Below are 24034 nucleotides of genomic sequence, written 5' to 3' on the forward strand. Positions count from 1 at the left end.
CAGCCTTAGCCAAGAGAGTCTTACCAGTACCCGGAGGACCATACAACAAAACACCCTTAGGCGGCTCAATACCAAGCCTCTCAAATAGCTCCGGGTGCTTCAGAGGGAGCTCCACCATTTCTCTAATCTTTTGGATAGCCTCTTTGAGACCACCAATGTCTTCATAGGTGACTTCAGGAACTTTCTCTTCCTTAACCTCCACCGCCTGTGGAAGAACTTCTATCTCAGTATTGTAGGTTATCTGAACAATTCCTTTTGGAATGGTGTTCACGACAATAAACTTAAGCTCGCCAAATCCCAAAGGAAGGCTCTCAAAGAAGCCCCTGAACAGCTCATCAAAAGGTGAACCTGTGTAAAATTCCGTCTCTCTACCACTTGCCACAATTAGATCTCCTTTAACGACTGGCCTTCCAAGGAGGTTTCTTTTAACCAATTCTCCCGGTATCTGGAGGTAGACTCCCCTCTGTGCAGGTGCCAAAACGACTTTTTTTGCCTCTTGAACTTCCGCTTTCCGTATCGTAACATAATCCCCTATGCTGACACCTGCGTTTCTTCTAATGTATCCATCCATCCTTATTATGTCAAGCCCCTTGTCATCGGGATGAGCATTTTCAACTATCGCCGCTGTTTTCCGTTCTCCTTCCAGCTCTACTATATCTCCGGGCTCAACGCCCAGTTGCTTTTGGTACTTTCGATCGAACCTAACTATCCCTCTGCCAACATCTCGCTTTAACGCCTCAGCAACCCTCAATTTTATTTCCTTCGCAGTTTCCTCTTTCCCAAAAATCATTTTTTACCACCTTTTCTCTTTTTGTGAATTTCAATTGCTTCTTCCAGGGTCAAATTACCCCTAGCAACCTCTCTCGCGAGCTGTGAAGAGATTGTTATCTTACCCTCACTCAATTCGCGGCTCCGGGTTTTTATGTATTCAATTTCCCCCTTTGTAGGTTCACCGGCATGAATAAGTTCCCCCAGTTTAACCTCTCTTCCGTCTCTTAAAGCTATGTTTATCGAGGCAACTATATCCTGCACCTGGGAAACCTCTATCCCTCCAACCTTTGGAGTCGTGCCCCTCTCATTTACAAGGATGATAGGGAATTCCTCACCAAGCACTGCAGCCAGGCTTTTAAGCATCAATACTCGGTGTCTCTTTGCCCCGTGCCCTATCTTAATTTTTGCCTTTGGATACTTCTCCAAAAGCTCCAGGATTGTGTTAATGTCCCTGGGATTCCTGAGGTGATAAACCTCAATAACCCTATTATCTGCAACAACAGCCACTCCCGGCCTTTCCCCGGGGTCTATGGCAATGTATATGTTCTTAAACCTTTTTCTCCCTTCAAGTCTCGCCAGCAGCTCATCTATGAAGTTCTCGTTTACAACCGCTATCTTGACTGGGAAATTGATTTTGTCGTACTCCTCCGTGCTCGTTAAGACAACTTCCACATCAAAGGGGATTTCATCAGTAAGCTTAAGGCTGTAAAAAGGGATTTTATACTCACGCAAGACCTTTGTTGCAAGATAGTAGACCCTCGCATTCTCAGTAACAACTGCAACTCTCATGATTGATAAATCATGTGAAAACGTTAAAAACCTTAAGGAAACACAAAAAAGAAAGAGATTCCCCGAATTTTATAATAGGGCTATGAAAACCGAAAATTTTTTTGATAAAGTTTATAAACCTTAGCCGCAGAGATAAAAATGCCTCTATGTGGGCGGAGGTGAGAAATATGGTACCTCCTAAGAAGAAAGTCGAAGACTACGAAGAGGAAGAAGAGCTCTTTGAAGAGGAAGAGGAGTGGGAAGAAGACTACGAAGACTTTGACGAGGAGTGGGATGAAGAGGAAGAGTGGGATGAGAGCTGGGATGAGGAAGAGGACTGGGAAGAGGAAGACTGGGACGAAGATTGGGATGAAGACGAGTGGGATGACGAAGAGGATTGGTGAATGATATAACCCAACAATTTTATTAATCCTTTTCTCCTTCTTTATCTGGGTGATGGAATGGCATTTTTGAAGGTTGTTCCCCTTGAGGAAGCACTGAAAATCATTGATTCCCTGCCACTTGAGCCGAAAATTGAAGAAGTTGCCCTGGAAGACGCTCTTGGAAGAGTTCTTGCGGAGGATATAAACTCCCCTATAGATGTGCCGCCCTTTGATAGGGCAACGGTTGATGGATACGCTGTGAGGAGTCAGGACACATGGAACGCAAGTGAAAGCGACCCAGTAGTTCTTAAAGTAATTGGAGAAGTTCATGCTGGCGAAGAGCCCCAAATTGAAGTTGGAGAAGGAGAAGCAGTGTATATCTCAACGGGAGCAGTACTGCCAAAAGGAGCTGACGCTGTAATAGAGTTCGAGATAGTAGAGAGGAAGGGAGATGAGGTAATAATCACCAAGCCCACGTATCCCCAAGCCGGTGTAATGAAGGCTGGCGTGGATATCCCCAAAGGAAAGCTTCTTCTAAAGAAGGGCGCAAAACTTGGCTTCAAGGAAACCGCTCTTCTTTCGGCTGTAGGAGTTAACAGAGTAAAGGTATTTGCAAAACCAAAAGTTGCAGTAATCAGCACTGGAAATGAGGTTATTTTACCCGGAGAAGAGCTCAGACGCGGGAAGATTTACGATATCAACGGGAGAGCTATAAGTGATGCCGTTAGAGAGCTCGGAGGCGAAGCATATTTCCTCGGAATAGCAGGGGATGACGAGAAAAGACTAAAAGAAAAGATACTCGAAGGGCTCAATTATGACATCATAATTCTGTCCGGAGGGGCTAGTGGAGGAACAAGAGACTTAACTGCCTCAATAATAGAGGAGCTTGGAGAGATAAAAGTACGCGGAATAGCCATACAGCCCGGCAAGCCTACAATAATCGGAGTTATAGACGGTAAACCCATTTTCGGGCTTCCAGGGTACCCAACTTCTTGTCTAACGAACTTCACCCTTCTTGTGGCACCGCTGATCAGGAAGCTCCTAGGCGGAGAGTTTGAAAGTCAAAGAATTAAAAAGAGACTTGCCCATAAGGTGTTTTCCGTCAAAGGCAGAAGACAGTTTTTACCGGTTAAAATTGAGGGAGAAATTGCAAGGCCAATTCTTAAAGGTAGCGGAGCAGTAACAAGCTTTATAGAGGCCGATGGGTTTGCCGAGATTCCAGAGAACGTTGAGATACTGGATGAAGGGGAAGAGGTGGATGTTATTTTGTTCCGCTTTTAATTTCCAAAGAGCTTTTAAATAACCCAATCGTTATTGGGGGTAGGTGAAAGTAATGCTCGACATAAATCTCATCCGTGAAAACCCGGATTTGGTAAAGGGAGACCTGATAAAGCGTGGAGAGCTAGAGAAGCTCAAATGGATAGATGAGATCCTTGAGCTTGACAAGAAGTGGAGAGAAAACCTGAAGAGAATTAACCTCCTCAGAAGGGAAAGAAACAAGCTTGCGGTGGAAATTGGTAAGAGGAAAAAGGCTGGAGAACCTGTAGATGAGCTTTTAGCAAAGAGCGAAGAGATAGTTAGACAGATTGAAGAGCTCGAACGGGAAAACAACAAAATCAGGGAAAAAATAGACTACTACCTCTGGCGCCTTCCAAACATAACCCATGAAAGCGTTCCAGTAGGAAAGGACGACACAGAAAACGTCCCAATAAAATTCTGGGGCAAAGCAAGAGTCTGGAAAGGCCACCTGGAGAACTTTCTAGAGCAGACCCAAGGAAAGATGGAGCATGAAGTTATTGAATGGAAGCCCCAGCTTCACGCTGACCTTTTACCAAAACTGGGAGGAGCAGACTTTGAGAGGGCTGCAAAGGTAAGCGGTTCAAGGTTCTTCTACCTCTTAAACGAAATCGTCATTCTCGATCTTGCACTCATAAGGTTTGCCCTCGATAGACTCATTGAAAAGGGCTTCACTCCTGTAATACCACCATATATGGTCAGGAGGTACATTGAGGAGGGAGTTACGGCCTTTGAAGACTTTGAGGACGTAATCTACAAGGTGGAAGGAGAAGACCTCTACCTAATCCCCACAGCAGAGCACCCACTTGCTGGCCTTCACGCAAACGAAATCCTTGATGGGAACGACCTGCCCCTCCTCTACGCTGGAGTGAGCCCGTGCTTCAGGAAAGAGGCGGGAACAGCCGGAAAAGACACAAAGGGAATCTTTAGGGTGCACCAGTTCCATAAAGTTGAACAGTTTGTATATTCAAGACCAGAAGAGAGCTGGGAATGGCACGAAAAGCTCCTGCAAAATGCTGAAGAGATTTTCCAGGCCCTCGAAATTCCATATAGAGTTGTTAACATATGTACCGGTGACTTAGGCTACGTTGCGGCAAAGAAGTATGACATTGAAGCGTGGATGAGCGCACAAGGAAAGTTCAGGGAAGTCGTAAGCTGTTCAAACTGTACGGAATGGCAGGCAAGGAGGCTAAACATAAGGTTCAGGGACAAGCCAAATGAGAAGCCACGCTTTGTTCACACGCTCAACTCAACGGCAATAGCCACATCGAGAGCTATAGTAGCAATAATAGAAAACTTCCAGGAAGAAGATGGAACAGTGAAGATACCAAAAGCTCTCTGGCCCTACACAGGGTTTAAAGAAATAGTGCCGGTAGAGAAGAAAGAAAAGTGCTGCAAGGATTAGTCCTTGCTTTAGCTTTTTCATTCAGTTTTTTTCAAAAATTCAATACAATCATCCACACTAATTTCTTCTTCAAGCACCTCTAACTCAGGATTTATGGATTTGAGAACCTCAAACTTGGTGAAAGACTTATTTTTCTCTGTTCTTATCACGGTTGTAGCAAACTCTTCCAGCATTGGGAGTACTGTAGGTTGAGCCTTTTCAACCATATCAACGTTTAGGAAGAAGACCGACTTTCTTCTCTTATCACCCACAAAGCTCACCATAAAATCAACCAGGCTTAAAACATCCTTTAAAGACCCGGAATACAGTACAAAGAGTTTTTCTATGCCAACAGTGGCATTAATAACGTTTCTTTTTGAATATATGTCCTCAAACAGTCTTGCAAGCTCTTTTTCCATCGCACTTTCTTCAACTACAGAAATTCTCTCAATGACATTTCCAACTTCAACCCTGCCCCCAAGCTTGATGACTTCGACCTCATCCAAAACACTTGCACTAATTCCGCTGAGCTCAGCGTGCTCCCTATAAGGTTTCAACGCATCAAGGACGTCTACAACAATCACTTCCCACCCATTTTTCTTACTCCAGTTAAGTAAGTTACAAAGTGCAAGCGGAGTGAAGGCTAAGCTGTTATGCTCAATAAGCACGGTTTCTCCCCGCTTAATACAACTCCAAATCTTGACGAGGGGATGCTCTATAATAGCTCATCACCTACTAAAATAACACCAACATTAGTCCTTAAAAATATTGCTTTTTCTACGTTCCTTCTTTTCCCTTAAATACGGATACCGCATTATGTATCCGCACTCGAGGCATTTAATAACAACGTGGGGCATTCTCTTCTCTCTCAACCTCACCCGAGCATTAACACTTGGAACAAGGAAGGAATGGCACTTCTTGCAGTACCTCCTCTTCCACTTTCTCGGCATCCTAACCTTTGCCTTCTGCTGCACTGCCAACGCTATCTCAACGTAGCGGTTTGCCAACTCTTTATCGTAGGGAAAAACCCTCTCAGCCAGGCTAAAAAGAATATCTATTCTCTCAAGGGCTATTTTCTTCTTTTCCCTTTGTTCCCTAAGCCTTATGAATTTCTTTGACATTCTCTCACCTATTCTGGTTTTATCATCTTTAATTTGCCTATAACAGGCTCATAAAGATAGCCATCAGCAATAAGGCTTTCTATAACTTCCCTAGCATAGGAGGGCTTGAATCCGTACTCAACCAGGGCGTTGTAGAACTCCTCTCTGCTAACAAAGCCATCTATTGAAGTGGCCTCCAAGTCCAGGAATACCCTCAACGCCATCTCCAGACGCTTGTTTCTAAAGTCCCGCTCGACGTATTTTTCATACGTCTCCAGCACCTTCAGCATTTCCCTTTCCGGAATCTCGTTTATCCACATATCCACTATCTCCTGGTTCATATTTATAACGTCGCTTATTATGCCTGTATTTATTTTTCCCTCAAACCGTGCCATCGAGCCGAGGAGGCGAAGGCTCAAAAGGTACCTCGTGTTAGTCTCGAATATCATACCTTTAAGCCTCAAAGCATCGAACTTTTCTCCATATTCGCGGGCATTCCTAAAAATCCATCTTTCAAACCTTTCTCTAAACTTCTCCACCATTCTGTCGGAAGGGCTAAGCGAAGGTATTTTTTCTCTTTCAAGAAATATCGTGGCCAGGAGATTGGGGATAAGCTGTTCCAGTTCCCGGTTTTTCTCCCAGCCTATGGGTTCATTTACAATGAATGGGGTCTCGGAGGTGTAAGCCAAAGGATCCTCCGGAGAGATTCGTTTGTATACTTTTGGAGTCAAAAACACTGCCTGTTTTTTCTCAAAATGCTCCCTAGCCCACTCCGCGACGGGGATGTCTTTTTTGAGGAGGCTCTTGTTTGAGGGGGAGTAGTATTTGCCTCCCTCAAGGAAAAAAGAGAAGTCGAGGTCGAGATTATCATCGACAAAGGGTTTTGCGTTTCCTTTTCTTAATATCAGCTCTTCGGGGAGGAGGCTAATTAAATATCTCGAGGCCTCCCAGAGAGAATTCACAATTTTTGTGTCATTTTTAAAAGCAGAAAACGTCACTCCCTCCCCCCAATGTCTTTTGCTACTCACTACCGAGGGAGAGGCAAAGAGAGAGTAAAGGAGAGCTTTTTTTAGCTCATAGTCAGCGTTTATTGTGGAATCTATGAGCTGTTCCAGCTCCTCTTTGGTGAGGGCGAGCTCCTTGTACTGAAGCCAGTAATCCTCAATATTGGCCCTTTGCAGAGAAATAACGTGGATGAGGCGCATGTTTCCAAATGGATATGCATCGATAATGCCTTTGATTTTAACGTACTGCCCGCTCTTCAGCTCTGCATTTATCTCGCTTTTTTCAGTTACCTTTATCGCCACATAGGGCTTAATATCACTCTTTGAGAGCTCACTTGGAGAGAGAGGAGAAAGAAGGTAGTATACCCCATCTTTTGGGACATTGGGGGGCACCCTCAAGATCAAAAACCCCTCAACCTCTATAAGCTCACCGTTTTTATAGGATTGAATAACCCTTTGAAAGTCCCTGGCCCTCTTTGATGGGCTTATTGTCAATCGCTCAATACTTCTGAGCAGTGAGTACATCATCATAAGGAACACAACCGTAAAGTTTATAAACCCTATGCCAAGACCTAATATCGGTACGGCGGTCATAGCGGCGGGGTCACACCCGGACTCGTTTCGACCCCGGAAGTTAAGCCCGCCAGCGATCCCGGGTGTACTGCCCTCCGAGAGGGGGCGGGAAACCGGGGACGCCGCCGGCCACTCAACAAACTTTTCTGTGAGCTCTTAAGAACGAATGAAAACAAAAAGGAAATACATTGTTGCGTTTTGTTTGAAAGTTCTGACCTCCCACACCCTGAATGGCGAGGCCTTCGGAAGAAAAATATAAAAACTAAAAAGAGATGTTATTCTTCTCTTTCACAAAGCTCGAGGAGAACTCCACCAACGCTCTTCGGGTGTACGAAAGCTATCTTCGCACCACCAGCACCTATTCTGGGCTTTTCATCAATAAGCCTGAACCCCTTTTCTTTGAGCTTCTCCAGGTGCTCCTCAATGTTGTCAACACCGAGGGCAATGTGGTGTATTCCTTCGCCCCTCTTTTCAATAAACTTAGCTATTGGAGAATCTTCTGAGGTTGCCTCCAAAAGCTCGATCCTTGTCTCACCGGCGTGGAAAATAGCTGTCCTAACTTTTTGATCTGGCACTTCTTCAATCTCCTCGACCTTTAACCCGAGGTTTTCCCAAATCTTAATAGCCTCCTCAAGGTTCTTAACAGCAATCCCAATGTGGTCAACTTTCTTTATCACACTTTCACCCCCAGGGCTTTTTCTAAAACAAGATCAGCAGCAGAGTAAGGGTCAATCTCTCTATTAGCAATCTTCTCTATGAGCTGGGATATTTCGTTATCTCCCATCATCTCTCCAATTTTCCTTGCGATGGTGCTCGAAACGATTGCTTTAATCTCCTCCTCAATTCTGAACTTCCTCTTCTTCTCGATTTCACCGCGCTCAAACAGAAATGCTCTATGCTTGTTAATTGCTTCCCAAAGCTGGTCAATCCCTTTATTGGTAAAGGCAATGGTGGAAACTATCGGTGGCCTCCACCCTCTTTTTTCCCACTTCTCCTTTTCCAGGTCCAGCATCAGCTCAAGTTCGAACATTGTAGCCTCCGCGCCTTCTTTATCGGCTTTGTTAACAACGAAGATATCGGCTATCTCCATAAGCCCCGCTTTTATAGCCTGAATGTCATCTCCAAGTCCCGGAACGGTGACTAAAACTACTGTGTCGGCAGTCTTTACGATATCTACTTCACTCTGTCCCACGCCAACGGTCTCCACAAAGATAACGTCACACCCGTAGGCATCAAGAACCTTTATAGCATCGTTTGTTGCCTTCGCCAGCCCTCCGAGAGAACCTCTTGTTGCCATACTCCTTATAAATACGCCTGGATCTGTGGAATGTCTCTGCATTCTTATTCTATCTCCAAGAAGAGCTCCTCCCGTGAACGGAGATGTGGGGTCTATGGCTATAACTCCCACTATTTTTCCTTCATCCCTGGCTTTTTTTATGAGCTTGTCAACCAGAGTTGACTTTCCAGAGCCGGGAGGACCAGTTATTCCAATTATATAGGCGTTTCCCGTGTAGGGATAGATTTTTTTGACTATTTCTCTTGCTTTTTCTTCGTCGTTCTCTACTAAAGTTATCAGCCTTGCAGTTGCCCTCTTATCTCCTTTAAGCATTCTCTCAATTAGCTCATCGATCATATCTATCACTTGGATTAATTATCCAAAAAAGAATAATATAAACCTTAGCTTTCTCCCCTGAACTTCTTGAGCTTTGGAATGTTCTCGTCGATAAATTTAATAATCTCCTCAATTGGGCTTCCAGGGCCAAAAACCCTTGCAACACCCATTTTCTCAAGCTCTTGAGCATCATCGGGCGGTATTATGCCTCCAGCAAGAACAAGGATGTCTTCATTTGGCTTTATGCCCTTCTCTTCCAGAAGTCTGAGAATCTTTGGTATGAGAACCATGTGTGCTCCGGAGAGAATGCTCAACCCGAGAACGTCTATATCCTCCTGAATGACAGTTTCCACGATCTGCTCGGGCGTTTGTCTTATTCCAGTATAGATGACCTCAAAACCGGCATCTCTAAGGGCTCTCGCTATAACCTTTGCTCCTCTATCATGGCCGTCCAGTCCTGGCTTTGCTATTAGAACCCTAACTTTTGAGCGCTCGACCATATTCACCACCAACTTTCATTAGAGTGAAATAGTATTTAAACGTTGTCAAACCTAAAGGTTTGGGTTTACATTGGATATTTTATCCAAAAAGTGCAAGGCTTTTAAATTTTCCATCAGATGAAATACGGGAACTAAAATGATGGATCTCCACACCCACACAAGGTTTTCCGATGGAGTTGGCGACATAAGGGACAACATTGCCGAGGCTGAAAGGAAAGGGTTAAATATTGTTGGGATCAGCGACCACATACATTTCTTTACCCCTCACTTGCTCAACTCCTACATCTCCCTTATAGAGCAGGCCAAAAAAGAAAGCGAGATAACTGTTCTGACAGGAATAGAAGCGAATATTCTCCCAGACGGAGTCGATATAACTGACGACTTTAGAAAAAAGCTTGACTATGTAATAGCCTCCGTTCACCTGTACTTTGAGCCGGGAGGGCATGATGAATACCTCAAACTCATAAAGCTCGCCATTCAGGATGAAAACGTTGATATAATCGGGCACTTTGGGAATGTCTTCCCTTATATAGGCCATCCCTCAATGGAAGAATACAAAGAAATCATTGAGCTGGCAGAGGAGCATGGAAAAGCGTTCGAGATAAGCTCCCGCTACAGAGTTCCGGATTTGGATTTCATAAAGCTGTGCATCAGAAAAGGAGTAAAGCTAACCTTCGCGAGCGATGCCCACAGGCCGAAAGACGTTGGAAGCATAAGCTGGAGTTTAAAGGCATTTAAAAAAGCCGGGGGCAAAAAGGAAGATTTGCTCTTTTCGGAGCTCTTATAGTAGCTTAAATCCAAGGTTTCTAAGCTCAAGGATTATCTTCATCGGGAAGCCGACAACATTGTAGTAGTCACCCTTTATCCATTCTACAAGGATTCCACCCTTTCCCTGAATTCCATAGGCACCTGCCTTGTCAAGGGGTTCGCCTGTAGAGACGTACCATTCTATCTCTTCCTCGCTGAGCTCCCGGAACTTGACCTCCGTGACAACATAACCCGTAATCTCCCTCCCCTCATGGACAATGCAGTATCCGGTGATTACTTTGTGTATTCTTCCGCTTAAAGCTCTGAGCATTTCCTTTGCTTCTTCCTCATTTTTTGGCTTTCCGAGGATTTTTTCATCTAAGACGACTATTGTATCCGCGCCTACAACTGTGCCCCCGTATCGAGAATACACATCACGGGCTTTTTTCCTTGCCACTTCCATAGCGTGTTCTGCGGGGTCTGAAGCTTTGGAGTCCTCACTAACGTTGCTCGGGATGACATCAAAGGCACCAAAGAACTTCGCAAGTATCTCCCTTCTCCTTGGACTTTGGGACGCTAAGATCAGCCTCATCAAAAGGCACTTAAAGGATGAAAATATAAAAATTTCGGGCGATGAAGACAATTTCGCTAGCTGAGTAATGATGAGTACCCTCGCAACTGAGCCAAAAAGAGATTAAAGGGAAGCCCAGAGCTCTATACCTGCATCCAACACTCTCTTAAGCTCTTTTCCTATTGGAGTGTTTTTGTTAACTTTCACCATTCCCTTCCTCGAAGGCGTGGCGGTGAATATGTACTGTTCCCCTGCAAAGAACTTCAGTGGCTTTTTGGCAAAATCTGGTGAAACTCTTAGGACTATTTGCTTTTTCTTCTCTTCTGCCTCGACGGGAATTTTTTCCTTGGGTATTTCAGCGAGTTTTTCGTCAAAGCTCCTTACATCGATGCTTATGCCGAGCCTTTTCTCTATTTCGCTTATTCTCTTGCCCTTTTTCCCTATTATTGCCGGGATGTCAAACTCATCCGCGTATATTACAGCCTTGTGCGGGCTTGCAAGCTCAACTTCGGTGTAAACATCGGGAAGGAACTTTTTGATTTCCTGTTTAAGCTTTTCCTCAGCAAGCTTCAGTGCCGGAGGCTTCCCTTCCTTCTTTACCGGAACGACGCTTATCTCTTCTCCATAGGTGTAGATTTCGTATTCAAGTTCACCTGTCATGAAGTCCCTGACCTCAATAACCGGCCTCGCCAGGTCCTCTTCAGTCATTCCACTTGGCACCTTGACCTTATATTCCAAAGTCAAGACTTTATTGACGTTTCCTGCTTTAATGAACAGCACTGTATCAACTATTTGTGGAATCATTCCAAGCTCTACCCTTCCAATAAACCTCTGAATGGCATCTATAGGCTTTGTAGCGTGCACAACACCTATCATTCCAACTCCCGCAAGCCTTAGGTCAGCATAAATCTTGAAGTCGCTTGTCTTTCTCATCTCGTCGAATATGGTGTAGTCTGGTCTCACAAGCAAAAGAATATCCCCTGTTTTTTCCATTTTTCCTCCAAGTGCTGTGTATTGGGTTATTTCCTCACTAACTTGGAGGTCTCTGGGTTTTTCCATCGTCTTGACTATCTTACCCATGGAGGCATAGTACTCAGCTAAAGCTTGAGCGAAGGTGGAATTGTGGACTATCACAGGGAGTATACCAGCAATGAAGTTGTGATTGGGCACAGTTATGTCATAAACGTCGAATTCTCCTATCATGGTTTCAACAGAGGCAACCTTGTCCCATAGAATATTGGAATCAAGCATGAGCAGCATGTGTGCAAGATGTTCTTCAACAAGCTCTGCTTTATGATAATACTCCGAGACTACTTCTTCGATTAGCCTTAGCATGCGATCCACATTAAGCTCTGCACCATTCAGAAAGAGGCTTATCATTGACTGAGAAACCGTACTCTGAGAATTCTGACCAAGGAGCGCAAAAAGAGATTTCATGAGTTCTCTGATTTCTTTTACTGCCTTATTCCACAACTCTGACTCCCTAGCCAAAAGCCCTGTTTCATATGCAAACGCTGAAAGCAACTTAGCTACTGTTGACATCATGGGCTTTCTCTTACCCTCCAGCCAAAGTTTAGGAGCAACATGATCTATATGGTTTCTTCTGTAAAATTCGATATTAACGTTTTTATCAATAAATTCCACGAGTTCTCTCCATTTTGAGATATACTTTGAGTACTCGACTAGTTTCTTGACGGTTGGTTCGAGGGCAAGGTATTCTCTGTAAACACTCAAGAAGTTTTGATACACTTTTGAAAGTCTTTCACGAGAGTAAGTAGTTTTAGTAGCCCCCTTAACTCTATATCCCGTTAGAACACCAAGAGATTTCACAAGTTCTCCAGCAGGAATAGTATCAATATTTGGATTTGAATTTTTTGTTAGATGTTTTTCAAAGCCTTTAACCTTGAACCTCGGCTTTACAACCTCGTAGAACTTTCTTATCGATCTAGAGTCCTTTAGAACAACTTTATAGTAGACCTTGCCATTTATTGTTTTTTCTTTGAAGAGTGCCTGGATACCTAATCTAAGGAGAAGATATTGTAATCCAGCGGCGAATTCTTCACTAGCAGTTGAAATTTCCAGTTCTTTCCCAATGTAACCATCACCTTCAAATACCCCCCTAATAAAAGCTGCTATTCTTTTCTCGTCCGATTTCATAACAATTTCAGGTACTCTTAATGAAGATGCTTTGTTCCGCTCTGGATATCCAAAAGCACGCAGTATTTTTTCTATTGTCTTCGAATTCCGAAGTCTTAGTCTTCCTGGAGCAACAAAGTAAAACTCCTCGCTCTTAACCCCAAATATGTTTGAAACCAGATTTTTGAAGTGTTCAATAAGTTTCTCATCGAAGTTATTAAACTCGAAGACACTCCCTGATCCCTCAGCCCACATAAGGCCTAGAAACTCAAAGAACTCTTCGCTAAGAGTAAGATGCGCAGGCACATCTCTAGACTTTCTGTGATTTCTGCCCTTGTAAAACACTGTCACTGTGTCTTCAGGATTGGCCTTCACAAGTGGAACAATGTTACCATCTTTGGTTGTTGCAAAGAATCCTTCTTTTACTAACTCTCCGATCCAAATACTTTCTGGCAGGTTGCCCTTAATTGGTAGCCTTCTAGGAACCGCTATTGGATCACCTTTTTTTAGAGAGCCTGCATCCATCCACATAACGAAGCCGTTTTTTATCGTGAGAACTGGGTGGTTGGGGGTGAGAATTATTTTTCTTCCAGTAGCTGTTTTTAGCTTTATCAAGGCAGTTTCATTTCTCTTATAAACTCTGAGGATGGGTTGGACTTCTACCTTCTCGTGTGAAAAAGTAACAACTTTCATTCCGGGTTTAACATCTTTAATCTGAACAAACGAACCATCTCCAAGAAGAATGGGGGTTTCTGGGGGTAAGCACTTCCCCTCTCCAGGCGCACCAGCTATAAGTATTCCCTCGGCTTTGTCAGTTAAACGTTCTAAGAGCTTCTCTGGGAGGTCGTAGTCCTCTATGCTCAATTTGGTTATCGGCCTTACAGCTGTAATCTCTATTCTATCGGCAAACGGAGGCTTTGCTATTACTATACGATAGTTTCTCAGCTGAACAACAGTAGCTCCTGGTTCATCAAGCTCTATAAACGACTCTGGATCTCTCTTAGCCCTCTCGACTATGTCATCAGCTATCTCCTCAAGTTCCTCATCTGTGAGTTCCTCATCCCTTATGGGGACAAGTCTCCACTGGCCGGGCTTTCCTTTCTTTGCTAGGGGCTTTACACCAGCCTTAAGGTGAACGCTCATCGTATGCTCATCAAAAAAGTCTTCAAGTCTGTGTCTGACCTCTTTTCTGCTCTCCAAGTAGATTACCTCAATGCCTTTGGCTATGGCAATGTCTCTCTGCACTTGGTCGCCGGTTATTAGGATTGCATTGAGTTCTCTGGCAACTTCTCTTATCATGTGGTCAATTTCTCCTGCCTTTGCCCTTCTAATCTGCCATAGATCCGGCCTTTCGCCATAGAATTCCAAAAGGATTTTATCTTCTTCCGCAAGCTTTCTGAGTTTTTTCAGCTCTTCCAGTCCAGTGTGCCCTATGGCTTTGCCTTCGTTTGCCTGGTGTTCAATCTCGGCAATAACAGCCTCTGGAATAATGATCTTAACCTTTTCGTTAATCCTATTAAGGTATTGAGTGAGCCTTCCATCAACTATAACACTCGTGTCTGCGACAAATACCCTCATTTTTCTCACCTTCCCATTGCTGGTCTCTCCACTTATAACCTTGTTGGTAAAAGTTCATAAAGGTTTAGGAGAATTATAGTGGGGAATAAACATGGGGAGAATAATCTCAATAGCTTCTGGGAAAGGAGGTACTGGTAAAACAACCGTTACAGCAAACCTTGCAATTGCTCTAGGAAAGTTAGGGAAAAAAGTGTGTGCGGTTGATGCAGATTTGACTATGGCAAACTTAAGCCTGCACTTTGGGCTTGACGATGCCAGAAAGACTATCCACGATGTACTAATTGAAGGGGAAGACATAAGAAAAGCCGTACACACCACGAAGTACGAATTTGTATATGTAGTTCCTGCTGCGGTAGATTGGGAGCGCGTTGCCAAAGCAGATCCTAGGAATTTACCTGAAGTGATACCAAAGCTAAAGAAAGATTTTGATTACATCCTTATAGACTGTCCAGCTGGACTGCAAATAGATGCCATGAGTGCCATGTTAAGCGGAGAGGAAATTCTCTTGGTGACCAATCCAGAAATAGCAAGCATCAGCGATACAATGAAAGTGGGGATAGTCCTGAGAAAGGCCGGGCGAGGAGTATTGGGGTTTGTACTCAACAGATACGGAGGGCATAAAACAGATATACCTCCCGAAGCTGCCGAAGAAGTTATGGAGTTTCCGCTTTTGGCTGTTATCCCAGAAGACCCAAAAGTGAGAGAAGCAACATTGGAAGGAATGCCGGTGGTGGCATATGATCCAGACTCAAAAGCCTCAAAAGCATTTTTTGAACTTGCGGAGAAGATTGTAGGGATGGAAACAGATTATCAATGGTGATCATGGTGATAATAGTATTTGTTGGAACCGCTGGAAGCGGCAAAACAACTTTAACGGGAGAATTTGGAAAGTTTTTGGATGAAAATGAAAAGAGAGTAGCATATGTCAACCTGGATACTGGAGTTAGGGTTCTTCCATACACTCCCACTGTGGACGTTAGGGAACACATAACCGTAGAGGAGCTTATGAAAAAGGGATACGGACCAAATGGAGCTATTGTAGAGAGCTACGACTTTTTAATGGATTATCTCGACGAATACATTGAAAAAATACTAAAGCTGGAAAAAGAAAACGACTACGTTCTTATAGATACCCCCGGCCAGATGGAAACGTTCCTCTTCCATGATTTTGGGGTTAAGCTGATGGAAAACCTTCCAAATCCCCTCGTCGTGTACTTATTTGACCCCACAATATTAAGAAAGGCCCACGATTACTGCTTTGTCAGGTTTTTTGCTCTTTTAATAGACCTTAGGCTTGGCGCAACGACCATACCTGCCCTTAACAAAATAGACCTCATTAGGGATTTGGAAAAGACAAAAAGATACCTCGAAGACGTGGAATATCTATCAAGTCGTTTAAAGCTTGACACTTCAATGCAAGGGCTCTTGGCATACAAGCTATGTAAATTTTTACCCGAAGTCTCACCCCCCGTTAGAGTGGTTTACCTCTCAGCAAAAACGAGAAGTGGGTTTGATGACCTTGAGACGCTGGCCTATGAACACTACTGTACCTGTGGGGACTTAACATGAGTTCAATAGCGAACGATAGTAATAGAACTTTCATTCAATAAAATTTTCTCAAAATGAACCCTTTTTTAGAGAGAAACTGAGAAGGTTTTTATTAGCGAACAAATAAGCTACTCTGGTGAGAAAAGTGTGCCTTATAGCGGGAGGAATAGGAAAACATCTAAAACCCAAACTTATAGCAATGATAAATTCTGGAAAACATAGGGGCAGCGATTCCTTTGGCGTATGGACTGATGGAGGAGTATTAAAGAGCGAAGATTTCTCCGAAATTACTAAAGTTCCAGACGGTAGTATAGGGCTTCTCCAGTGTCGTCTGGCCATGACAGGCTCAAAAAGATTCACCCAACCGTTTTTCAACGATTTTGCCCTAGTTCACAACGGTGAGATATACAATCACAGACAGATAAAGGAGTTTCTGGAAAGAAGAGGGGTTGGATTTGAGAGCGACGTTGATACGGAAGTAATCCTACGTCTGCTGGAGTTTCAAGTTGAAAATGGCAGTTCAATACCAGAAAGCGTGAGAACCCTAATGAGGACCCTAAACGGGGATTATGCTGTTGCATTCTCCGATAAGAAAAATATCTACCTCTTCAGGGACCCTGTGGGGATTAGGCCTCTTTACTATTCCCCTAACGGTTTCTTTGCTTCGGAAAAGAAAGTTCTCTGGAGCATAGGGGAAAGAGCAATCCCGGTAAATCCTGGAGAGCTCGTTAAAATATCAAAGAATGGCATTGAACGGATTCAGCTCCTTACCCTCTCAGAGCTAAAAGGAGAGCCTTTCTCCTATGAAAGAGCAAAGCTGAGCATAAAGAAAAGCCTGGAATATGCCGTAAGGCTTAGAAGTGCAAAAAAGGTAGGAGTATTATTCTCCGGAGGGCTGGACAGCTCTTTGATAGCGCTTCTCGCTTCAAAATACTCAGATGTCACCCTTTACACGGCGGGGGCAGAGGGGAGTCCAGACTTGGAGTGGGCTAGAAAAGTTAGTGAGAAACTTGGCCTGAAGCTTAGGGAGTACGTATTTGATCTCGATGACGTAAAAAACTCTCTTGAAAAAGTTATGTTTGCCATAGAAGAGCCCAACCCCATGAACCTCGCAATAGGAATCCCAATCTACTTCGCAACAAAGCTGGCCAGAGAGGACAATACCAAGGTTCTTTTAAGCGGTCAGGGGGCCGATGAACTCTTTGGAGGATATGCGAAGTACCTTAGGGATCCTTCGCTAATGGAGAAAGATATTTTGGAGATGGGGGAAAAGAACCTTGCCAGAGATGACAAAATTGCCATGTTAAACAGCGTTGAAGGAAGGTTCCCGTTCTTAGATCTCAACGTCGTCAGAAGCGGGCTAAGAACACCTTTAGAGTACAAAATCCACAATGGGGTAAGAAAAGCTATTCTAAGGGAAGTAGCCCTTGAAATAGGTCTTCCCAAAGAAGTTGCATACAGAGAAAAGAAAGCCTGTCAATACGGAAGCAATGCACAAAAGATTCTCGAAAAGATAGCAAAGAAAGAGGGCCTGAGGTTATCTCAATTTGCCGAAAAAGTCTTTTATGAGGTTTTTGAACATACATAAACGGTTTTAAACTTTTTTTAACCCTCGCAAAGTCAAAAAGAGTTTTCGTAGCATTTGAATAAACAAACAAAGACAGAACAAAACGATTTCATGAAAAAAGCTTAAATAGGAGTTTTTCACTATAATAAAGTGAGGTGATAAGCCATGATGGCGAAAAAAGTATTTGCATTGTTGTTTGGTGCATTGCTCTTAGCAAGCATAATACCATTATCAGAAGCTCAGGTTTCCTCAATAGTTATCCTAGTAAGTGACAATGAAGCGGATTCAGCACTTGCAGAAGAGCTCGCAGAAGTGCTAAACGCAACCGTGGTTGTTACAACCTGGGGAGTTTACGATCCAAATGTCACAGCAGAGATCATGGAGAAGACTCCGGATAAGGTCATAATCATAGGTGGTCCCGATGCCGTGCCAAAAGACTACGAAACAGAACTAGACGAGCTTGGAATCTCATACGTTAGATGGTATGGCAATACTAGGTATGAGACCAACTTAGATGTACTTAGAAAGGCTATCCAAGAATATCCCGAACTTTTTGATAACGTTAAAGTAGTAATTGCCCACGGAAGGGATATAGGAGCAATAAAACAAGCCAGAAACATAGAAGGGAAGAAGTTCATCCTGTATGTTGACAACAACATAACAAACACAACTGAAGTAATTGGCGTCTTGCTCAAAACTAGAAACGTAATAATACTCAAGAGCCAATTAATGAACAGAACAGCCGAACAAATAAGAGAGCGCATTAGAGAGAGAGTCAGAGATGGAAACATAACAGAAGAAAACGTTACCATAACCCCAGAAATGGCATGGGAAGCAATACAGTTGGCTATCAACAGAACTGAAACAGCAAAAGAAATGCTCGATAATCTCCCAATTCCAGCCGCTAAAAGGCTAATTGAACTTGCAGAGGAGAAGATACAAATTGCAAACGGGAGCTACAACGAAGGGAACTATGAAAAAGCATATGGACAGGCAATTGCTGCAAAGGCTCACGCAGAGACAGTAATTAGGCTTGCCGGCAAGGAGTGGCAGAAGTTTATTCATGCGAGTCCCAAATTCCAACTTAACAGGGAAGTACAAAGGCTCGAAATTAAATTAAGGGTTCTCGAAAAAGCTGGAATCGATGTAACTCAAATAAAAGGGAAGCTAGAAGCTGCAAAAGCTGCAATTCAAGCGGGAGACTACGACACTGCCAGAGAGCTCATCGAAGATGCTAAGAACATGCTAAGGGAAGCCTTTATGCAGGGAAGAGGCAAAATAAAGGAGAAGTATTTGCCGGTAAATCCACCACGTGGAAAAGGTAAAGGCAGACCATAGAAAGGCTTTTTACTTCTCTTTTACATTTTTCATTCATGAGAATATTGGTAGTAGGACACTATCCTCCTCACAGAGGCGGGGTTGCAAATCACACTGACAACTTAGTTAGGGAGCTTAGAAAGCGACATGATGTTTATGTTCTTACTTATGGATCCATAACACCCAGAGAGTTTGAGAAGGAGAGAGTTTATCAGGTTAAAGTGCCCCCGGTCTTCGGTTTGAGGGGAACTTTATTCGCCCTTTTAGGTTTCTTAAAGATAGTAAAGCTCCACAAAAAATTGAATTTTGATGTCATTCATGCCCACTACATTGGAACAACCAGCTTTGCCGGAGTTCTCGCAAAAAGGAAGCTGAAACTGCCATTAGTTGCGACAGCCCACGGGAGTGATCTTGACTTTATGTCAAAACTTCCACTCGGGAGGTATTTTGTCAGAGAAAGCCTAGCAAAGAGTGATGGCATAATCGCTGTAAGCCATTACTTGAAAAAGAGAGCCCTATCGCTCGGGGCAAAAAGGGTAAGAGTAATTCCAAACGGGATAAGGCCGCTAAAAGCGAAAAAAGCCGTAAAGAAGTACATAACATTCATCGGAGCGCTAACATCCTATAAAGATCCAAAGACGTTTATACGTCTTGCGGAGTACTTCCCCCATGAAGAGTTTCTTGTTGTTGGGGATGGCCCGTTGAGGGAAGAGCTAAAACGCATTGCACCACCTAACGTTAAGTTTCCCGGTTATAGAGATGATATCGACAACATACTCGCAGAGAGCAAAATGCTAATAGTCCCCTCTTTGAGGGAGGGATTTGGGCTTGTAGTTGTTGAAGCCAATTCCCTTGGTGTGCCTGTAGTCGGAAGGGCTGTTGGAGGAATAAAAGAACTTATACGGGACGGAAAAAATGGGTATCTCTTTAAAGACTTTGACGAGCTTGTTGAAAAAGTAGCGCTTTTACTCGACAATAAAAAAGCTTTAAAAATGGGCAGAATCGGAAGAAGAATCAGCGAAAAATACAAGTGGGAGAAAGTTGCCGAGAGAGTTGAAGAGGTTTATAAGGAAGTTTTAGGTGAGGAACATGACTGTAGTAATAAACATGCGAGAGGGCCTTGACTGGAAAAAAATCAAGATAGGTGCGAGGTTTATTAGAGAAGGGAAGCTTGTTGCGTTTCCTACGGAGACTGTCTATGGGTTAGGTGCGGATGCGCTGAATGAAAATGCCGTCAAAAGAATCTTCAAGGCAAAAGGCAGACCCCCTGACAACCCTCTGATAATCCACATAGCCGAGTTCGAGCAGGTTTATGAACTCGCAAGTGAAGTTCCAGAGAAGGCTAAAATACTTGCAGAAAAGTTCTGGCCAGGGCCGTTGACAATAGTGCTCCCCAAGGGGGACAAAGTTCCATATGCAACTACAGGCGGGTTAGAGACTGTGGCGATAAGAATGCCCGCCAACGAGATTGCGCTTGGACTGATAAAGGCAAGCGAAAGACCAATTGCTGCACCCTCCGCCAACATAAGCGGAAAGCCGAGCCCCACCTTGGCAGAGCACGTTGTCGATGACTTTTATGGTAAGATAGAGTGCATAATAGACGGCGGCGAAACAAAAGTAGGAGTTGAGTCAACGGTAATAGACTTAACCACAGACCCTCCAATGCTCCTAAGACCCGGCGGATTGCCCCTTGAGGAGATCGAAGCGGTAATTGGAAAAGTGGAAATCCATCCAGCCGTAAAAGGGAAACCCGTAAACCTTGCAAAAGCTCCCGGGATGAAGTACAAACACTACGCCCCAGATGCTCAGGTTATAGTCATCGAAGGAGAGCGTGAGAGGGTTAAAGAGAAAATCAATGAGCTCATCAAGAGGTATAAAGCCCAAGGTATGAGGGTCGGTGTAATGGCCACCGGGGACTTCTACAAGGCAGATGCATATTTCAACATGGGCGAAAGCGAGGAAGAGATAGCAAGGAACCTGTTTAAAGCCCTCAGAGAACTCGACAAGTCCGGAGTAGATGTAATATTGGCCGAGGGGATTGAAGAAAAGGGACTGGGGCTTGCAGTTATGAACAGGCTTAGGAAGGCGGCGGGATATAGAGTGATAAAAGTCTAATTTTTTCGAAATTTTTTGAATTTTAGTGTGCTCTGTTGTTCATCAGAGAAAGCATTAAATACATCGAGGTAAAATAAACACTCGTTAAAACCAAGTGGGGTGGCCCTTTTGATAGCAGGTATAATAAGGTCTAGTCCGGGTGAGCTTGAGCTAGCTGGAAAAAGCATGATAACCCGGGGAAACCTGAAAGCCGGTATACAACTTCTTATAAAATCCGCAAGAGAGTATGAAAAACAAAAGAGAATTTTAGACGCTGCCCGGATTTATAGATACATTGGAGATATCATCATTAGTACCAACCCCCAGGCACTAAACGATGCCAGACCTTTTCTCCTTAAGAGCGCATATTATTACCTGGATATTCTGGAAGAAGCCGTTGAAATTGAAGAGCCCGATTTAGAACTTCTCGACGAATTCTGCTCCAACATTCTCAGAATATTTGAGATTCTTGGTGAAAAAGATAAATTCGAGAAATATGCAAAGGAATTTGCCGCAATGTATAAGTCCATGGGCAACACCCAAATGAAAAAGAAAAAAATCCAGAAAGCAATTGAAGCATATGAAGCAGCATATAGGTATTACAAGATAATTCATGATCCACATGGCATTGAGGACATGGCAAACATCTTGATTGACTTCTATGGGAAAGGGGCGGAAATATTTGTGACCAAAAAAGAATACCAAAAAGCAGGGGACACTTTTTTCAAGCTCGCATTTATTGTTAAGGACGTTTTTGGCTATGACGACCACTTCATGGAGCTTATGGAGAATGCAGGAAGGAACTATGAGAAAGCAGGTAGAGAATGGTATGCTGATGGAAATCTTTATCACACCGCAAAAACTTTCCTAAGTGCTGAATACTCCTATATGCTGGCAGGAGACTCTCAAAGAACGAAAATTGTAGGCCTAAATACTGCAAAGATGCTCTACCAGCTCTCAGGAGAATACAGGAAAGAGGGCTTTACGGAGGAGCTCGGGGAGACTCTACTAATGCTGGCACAATCACTATTCCCTCTTGATAAGCTTCTAGATGGCCTCAAAACTTATAAAGACCTCATCTTAGAGGTAGAGGTAACTTTGGAACACAGATACAGAATAAGAAAGGCCCTCCTTCTCTATCTAGCCGCCAAAGAAAGAAGCAGAAACTATCTGGAATTTGTTGAGCATATGGAGTTCTATACAAAGAGAGGAGCCTACGCACAGGCAGTAGAACTGGCAGAACTCATCTTCGAGACAAAATACCCAGAGATTAAAAAAGGATTACAAAAGGTGGAAGGGCTCAGCCCGGAATAACTTTCCTTCTATAACCCCTCCGTCTAGCATCTCTTAAGAAAAATATCTCCTCAACAAGCTCCTTCTCCTTGAGAATCTTTAGGGCATATCGAACAGTTCTTTCAGAAAGGTTTGTTTTTCGTGCAAGCTCTTTAGACGACACCGGCTTGTCTCCTAAGGCATTAAGCACTTGAAGCGCTGATTTTGGCAAAGCAAAGTAAATCCCCCCTCATCACAACCACCAAAAAGAAAAAATAAGGGGAGTTTATAAGAGTTTTGATAGAGGCAATTCAAGATTGCTGCTTTATGGTTACCCTTGGGAGAGGGATTGGATATGGGATCCTCATTTCTTTGGAGACTATCATTATTAGAGGAGTTATTTCATTAGTCAAAAAGTTCACCAACTCTGCAAACATTTCTGGGGGTATCTTTTTCTCTTTTTCCCAGCCCTCAAGTATCTCGTCTGTCTGTTCTTTTTTGGGGGGTAGATAAAACACCGCTCCTTTTATCAGTGCCCTCGCAATTTCGGGATTGTATCCTATCTGATAGGTGAACAGCACTTCAACACCATTCACTTTCCCAGAGGGAGTTCTTACTTCCCCCAATCTGACTTCCTCAATCTTTGGGGAGAGGTTTACTTCAACGTTACCAATTATTCCCCCTTGCTTTTCGACTTCAATTTTCGTTATGTTAACACCTATAACAGGCATTTTTCCACCTCCACATAAAGATGAATAGTCTGCCTATTAAAGATTACTTTTTTCTTGAAAGCCTCGCCCTTTAGGGTGGGGATGCAAAATCTGAAAACCTTCTTGCGGGGGGTAGGGGTAACGGGGGGAAGACCCTCCCCGAGGGGTCGAAGACCCGCTTTAACTTGGGTCTAAATGAAACCCCTCAAACTTCCCCATCATTAGTGAGGGACTAAGATAAACTCTCGCCAATTATGGGAGGAGGTCAGCGATTGAGTTTAAAAAGAACGGCGATAAAATCCTACCATGCCAAGAGAAAAAGTTGCTCGTATATGGGACGAGAGGGAAATTGTGTATTCCCCCAAGCGATGGAGAATCTTAAAAGAGAAACGTGAAAAAGCCCTGAAAATAATGGAAAGGCTGGCCCAATTTGAGCCCCATGTTTATGGGAGTGTAGCGAGAGGAGACGTCAGGAAGGACAGCGACATTGACATTGTTATTCCATATAAAGTTCCCAGCTTTTTAATTGAGCTGAGCTTGGAGGGAATCCCAATTCAAAGGCGAAGAATCGTTATGGCCACTCCCTGGCACTTAATAAAAGGACACATCGAAATCGACGAAGAAACTACAGTAACGTTTCCGCTTATAGACCCCAACGATAGAGAGCTCGAATTTTACAGATGGGGCGGGATGGTTGACATCTGGGGACTAAAAACAAACCTCCGAGTGCCGGGAGTTAACAAAAAGTTGATACTGATAATCCCAACTGAAAAAGGCCATATAGAGAGAGAAGTTATTGGGAGAGAGAGCGAGGTTGCAAAGATTCTCGGAGTGAGTATAGATACAGTGCAGGAAAGGGTGAAAGTTCTAACTAGAAGAGATTCTATCGGGAGAACTGGCATTTATCTCAACGAAGAAGTCCCTGACTGGATGAGCTTTGAGGAAGCCCTAAAAATGATAGCCGATAGGGATCCAAACGTTAGGAAAAGGGTGAGAGAGAGCGGGGGTATTTAAAAGCATTAAGGCGGGGCGTGTTTAGTTTCACCCCCTGTTATTTAAACAGTATTTGACTCTGAGGAGGATTTTCAGACCATAACACATTA

At 43.6% G+C, this 24034-nt stretch carries 24 protein-coding genes and 1 rRNA gene; 13 read left to right on the top strand and 12 right to left on the bottom strand.

Annotation, left to right across the window (positions count from 1 at the left end; genetic code table 11):
- Together GBV73_RS05425 and GBV73_RS05430 are read right to left on the bottom strand one after the other, a co-directional pair.
- A partial coding sequence (locus GBV73_RS05425) for an AAA family ATPase (RefSeq protein ID WP_152879892.1) occupies positions 1–790 on the bottom strand: 790 nt, incomplete at its 3' end.
- A complete protein-coding gene (locus GBV73_RS05430; RefSeq protein ID WP_042696843.1) occupies positions 787–1560 on the bottom strand; it encodes a hypothetical protein in 774 nt (257 codons plus the stop codon). The genes GBV73_RS05430 and GBV73_RS05425, both read right to left, overlap by 4 nt.
- Before the next feature lie 167 nt (positions 1561–1727).
- On the opposite strand from GBV73_RS05430, the gene GBV73_RS05435 reads away from it, so the two are divergent.
- Genes GBV73_RS05435 through serS form a run of 3 tightly spaced genes read left to right on the top strand, consistent with a single transcriptional unit; the run spans position 1728 to position 4623 of the window.
- A complete protein-coding gene (locus GBV73_RS05435) occupies positions 1728–1943 on the top strand; it encodes a hypothetical protein (protein ID WP_152879894.1) in 216 nt (71 codons plus the stop codon).
- 57 nt (positions 1944–2000) lie between these two features.
- The gene (glp, locus tag GBV73_RS05440; protein WP_152879896.1) at positions 2001–3203 is read left to right on the top strand and encodes a gephyrin-like molybdotransferase Glp; all 1203 of its coding nucleotides are present in this window, start codon (positions 2001–2003) and stop codon (positions 3201–3203) included.
- Positions 3204–3255: 52 nt separating this feature from the next.
- A complete protein-coding gene (gene serS / locus GBV73_RS05445; RefSeq protein WP_152879916.1) occupies positions 3256–4623 on the top strand; it encodes a serine--tRNA ligase in 1368 nt (455 codons plus the stop codon).
- Positions 4624–4640: 17 nt separating this feature from the next.
- On the opposite strand, the gene GBV73_RS05450 is transcribed toward serS, so the two are convergent.
- From GBV73_RS05450 to GBV73_RS05460, 3 genes are read right to left on the bottom strand one after another with little or no spacing between them, the layout of a single operon-like run.
- The gene (locus GBV73_RS05450) at positions 4641–5324 is read right to left on the bottom strand and encodes a DUF257 family protein (RefSeq protein WP_371717024.1); all 684 of its coding nucleotides are present in this window, start codon (positions 5322–5324) and stop codon (positions 4641–4643) included.
- A 30-nt stretch (positions 5325–5354) separates the two neighbouring features.
- Positions 5355–5723, bottom strand: coding sequence for a ribonuclease P protein component 4 (locus GBV73_RS05455; RefSeq protein ID WP_152879900.1), 369 nt, complete (start codon positions 5721–5723; stop codon positions 5355–5357).
- Positions 5724–5731: 8 nt separating this feature from the next.
- Complete coding sequence (locus GBV73_RS05460) at positions 5732–7234, bottom strand: hypothetical protein (RefSeq protein ID WP_253910304.1); 1503 nt, start codon at positions 7232–7234, stop codon at positions 5732–5734.
- 54 nt (positions 7235–7288) lie between these two features.
- Here GBV73_RS05460 and rrf point away from each other — a divergent pair.
- A 5S ribosomal RNA gene (gene rrf / locus GBV73_RS05465) occupies positions 7289–7410 on the top strand.
- A gap of 144 nt (positions 7411–7554) precedes the next feature.
- Here the strand turns inward: rrf and mce are convergent.
- The 3 genes from mce to GBV73_RS05480 are packed head-to-tail and all read right to left on the bottom strand — an operon-like array spanning position 7555 to position 9391.
- A complete protein-coding gene (mce, locus tag GBV73_RS05470; RefSeq protein WP_042696863.1) occupies positions 7555–7956 on the bottom strand; it encodes a methylmalonyl-CoA epimerase in 402 nt (133 codons plus the stop codon).
- Positions 7953–8912, bottom strand: coding sequence for a methylmalonyl Co-A mutase-associated GTPase MeaB (meaB, locus tag GBV73_RS05475; RefSeq protein WP_152879918.1), 960 nt, complete (start codon positions 8910–8912; stop codon positions 7953–7955). The genes mce and meaB overlap by 4 nt, the downstream gene beginning before the upstream one ends.
- Before the next feature lie 44 nt (positions 8913–8956).
- Positions 8957–9391, bottom strand: coding sequence for a cobalamin B12-binding domain-containing protein (locus tag GBV73_RS05480; protein WP_042696868.1), 435 nt, complete (start codon positions 9389–9391; stop codon positions 8957–8959).
- 139 nt (positions 9392–9530) lie between these two features.
- Between GBV73_RS05480 and GBV73_RS05485 the strand changes: the two genes are divergently transcribed.
- On the top strand, positions 9531–10178 hold the full coding sequence (locus GBV73_RS05485; RefSeq protein ID WP_172967205.1) for a PHP domain-containing protein: 648 nt from the start codon (positions 9531–9533) through the stop codon (positions 10176–10178).
- Here GBV73_RS05485 and GBV73_RS05490 read toward each other — a convergent pair.
- Both GBV73_RS05490 and GBV73_RS05495 read right to left on the bottom strand, forming a co-directional pair.
- On the bottom strand, positions 10173–10730 hold the full coding sequence (locus GBV73_RS05490) for a Maf-like protein (RefSeq protein ID WP_042696872.1): 558 nt from the start codon (positions 10728–10730) through the stop codon (positions 10173–10175). The genes GBV73_RS05485 and GBV73_RS05490 overlap by 6 nt on opposite strands.
- 102 nt (positions 10731–10832) lie before the next feature.
- The gene (locus GBV73_RS05495; protein ID WP_152879920.1) at positions 10833–14423 is read right to left on the bottom strand and encodes an LAGLIDADG family homing endonuclease; all 3591 of its coding nucleotides are present in this window, start codon (positions 14421–14423) and stop codon (positions 10833–10835) included.
- A gap of 91 nt (positions 14424–14514) precedes the next feature.
- Between GBV73_RS05495 and minD the strand changes: the two genes are divergently transcribed.
- The 7 genes from minD to GBV73_RS05530 all read left to right on the top strand — a co-directional run bounded on the left by minD (position 14515) and on the right by GBV73_RS05530 (position 22263).
- A complete protein-coding gene (gene minD, locus GBV73_RS05500; RefSeq protein ID WP_152879906.1) occupies positions 14515–15243 on the top strand; it encodes a cell division ATPase MinD in 729 nt (242 codons plus the stop codon).
- 5 nt (positions 15244–15248) lie between these two features.
- Positions 15249–15992: an ATP/GTP-binding protein gene (locus tag GBV73_RS05505; RefSeq protein ID WP_371717022.1), complete on the top strand. Its 744-nt coding sequence runs from the start codon at positions 15249–15251 to the stop codon at positions 15990–15992.
- A 124-nt stretch (positions 15993–16116) separates the two neighbouring features.
- A complete protein-coding gene (asnB, locus tag GBV73_RS05510) occupies positions 16117–17559 on the top strand; it encodes an asparagine synthase (glutamine-hydrolyzing) (RefSeq protein ID WP_371717025.1) in 1443 nt (480 codons plus the stop codon).
- A gap of 144 nt (positions 17560–17703) precedes the next feature.
- Positions 17704–18876 (top strand): cell wall-binding repeat-containing protein, encoded by a 1173-nt coding sequence (locus GBV73_RS05515; RefSeq protein WP_152879908.1) that lies wholly within the window; start codon positions 17704–17706, stop codon positions 18874–18876.
- Between the two features lie 35 nt (positions 18877–18911).
- On the top strand, positions 18912–19979 hold the full coding sequence (locus GBV73_RS05520; RefSeq protein ID WP_152879910.1) for a glycosyltransferase family 4 protein: 1068 nt from the start codon (positions 18912–18914) through the stop codon (positions 19977–19979).
- Entirely contained in the window at positions 19945–20970 is a 1026-nt protein-coding gene (locus GBV73_RS05525; RefSeq protein ID WP_152879912.1) for an L-threonylcarbamoyladenylate synthase, read from the top strand. The genes GBV73_RS05520 and GBV73_RS05525 overlap by 35 nt, the downstream gene beginning before the upstream one ends.
- Before the next feature lie 99 nt (positions 20971–21069).
- Positions 21070–22263, top strand: coding sequence for a hypothetical protein (locus tag GBV73_RS05530; RefSeq protein WP_371717023.1), 1194 nt, complete (start codon positions 21070–21072; stop codon positions 22261–22263).
- On the opposite strand, the gene GBV73_RS05535 is transcribed toward GBV73_RS05530, so the two are convergent.
- Both GBV73_RS05535 and GBV73_RS05540 read right to left on the bottom strand, forming a co-directional pair.
- On the bottom strand, positions 22250–22453 hold the full coding sequence (locus tag GBV73_RS05535) for a winged helix-turn-helix domain-containing protein (protein ID WP_042696888.1): 204 nt from the start codon (positions 22451–22453) through the stop codon (positions 22250–22252). The two genes, GBV73_RS05530 and GBV73_RS05535, sit on opposite strands and share 14 nt — an antisense overlap.
- Before the next feature lie 79 nt (positions 22454–22532).
- Positions 22533–22952 carry a hypothetical protein gene (locus GBV73_RS05540; RefSeq protein WP_042696891.1) on the bottom strand — a complete coding sequence of 140 codons (420 nt, stop codon included), beginning with the start codon at positions 22950–22952 and terminating at the stop codon, positions 22533–22535.
- 285 nt (positions 22953–23237) lie between these two features.
- On the opposite strand from GBV73_RS05540, the gene GBV73_RS05550 reads away from it, so the two are divergent.
- The gene (locus GBV73_RS05550; RefSeq protein ID WP_042696896.1) at positions 23238–23945 is read left to right on the top strand and encodes a nucleotidyltransferase domain-containing protein; all 708 of its coding nucleotides are present in this window, start codon (positions 23238–23240) and stop codon (positions 23943–23945) included.
- Positions 23946–24034: the final 89 nt, after the last annotated feature.

The organism is Thermococcus sp. 101 C5 (genome assembly GCF_009372125.1).
Classification (GTDB): Archaea; Methanobacteriota_B; Thermococci; order Thermococcales; family Thermococcaceae; genus Thermococcus_A; species Thermococcus_A bergensis.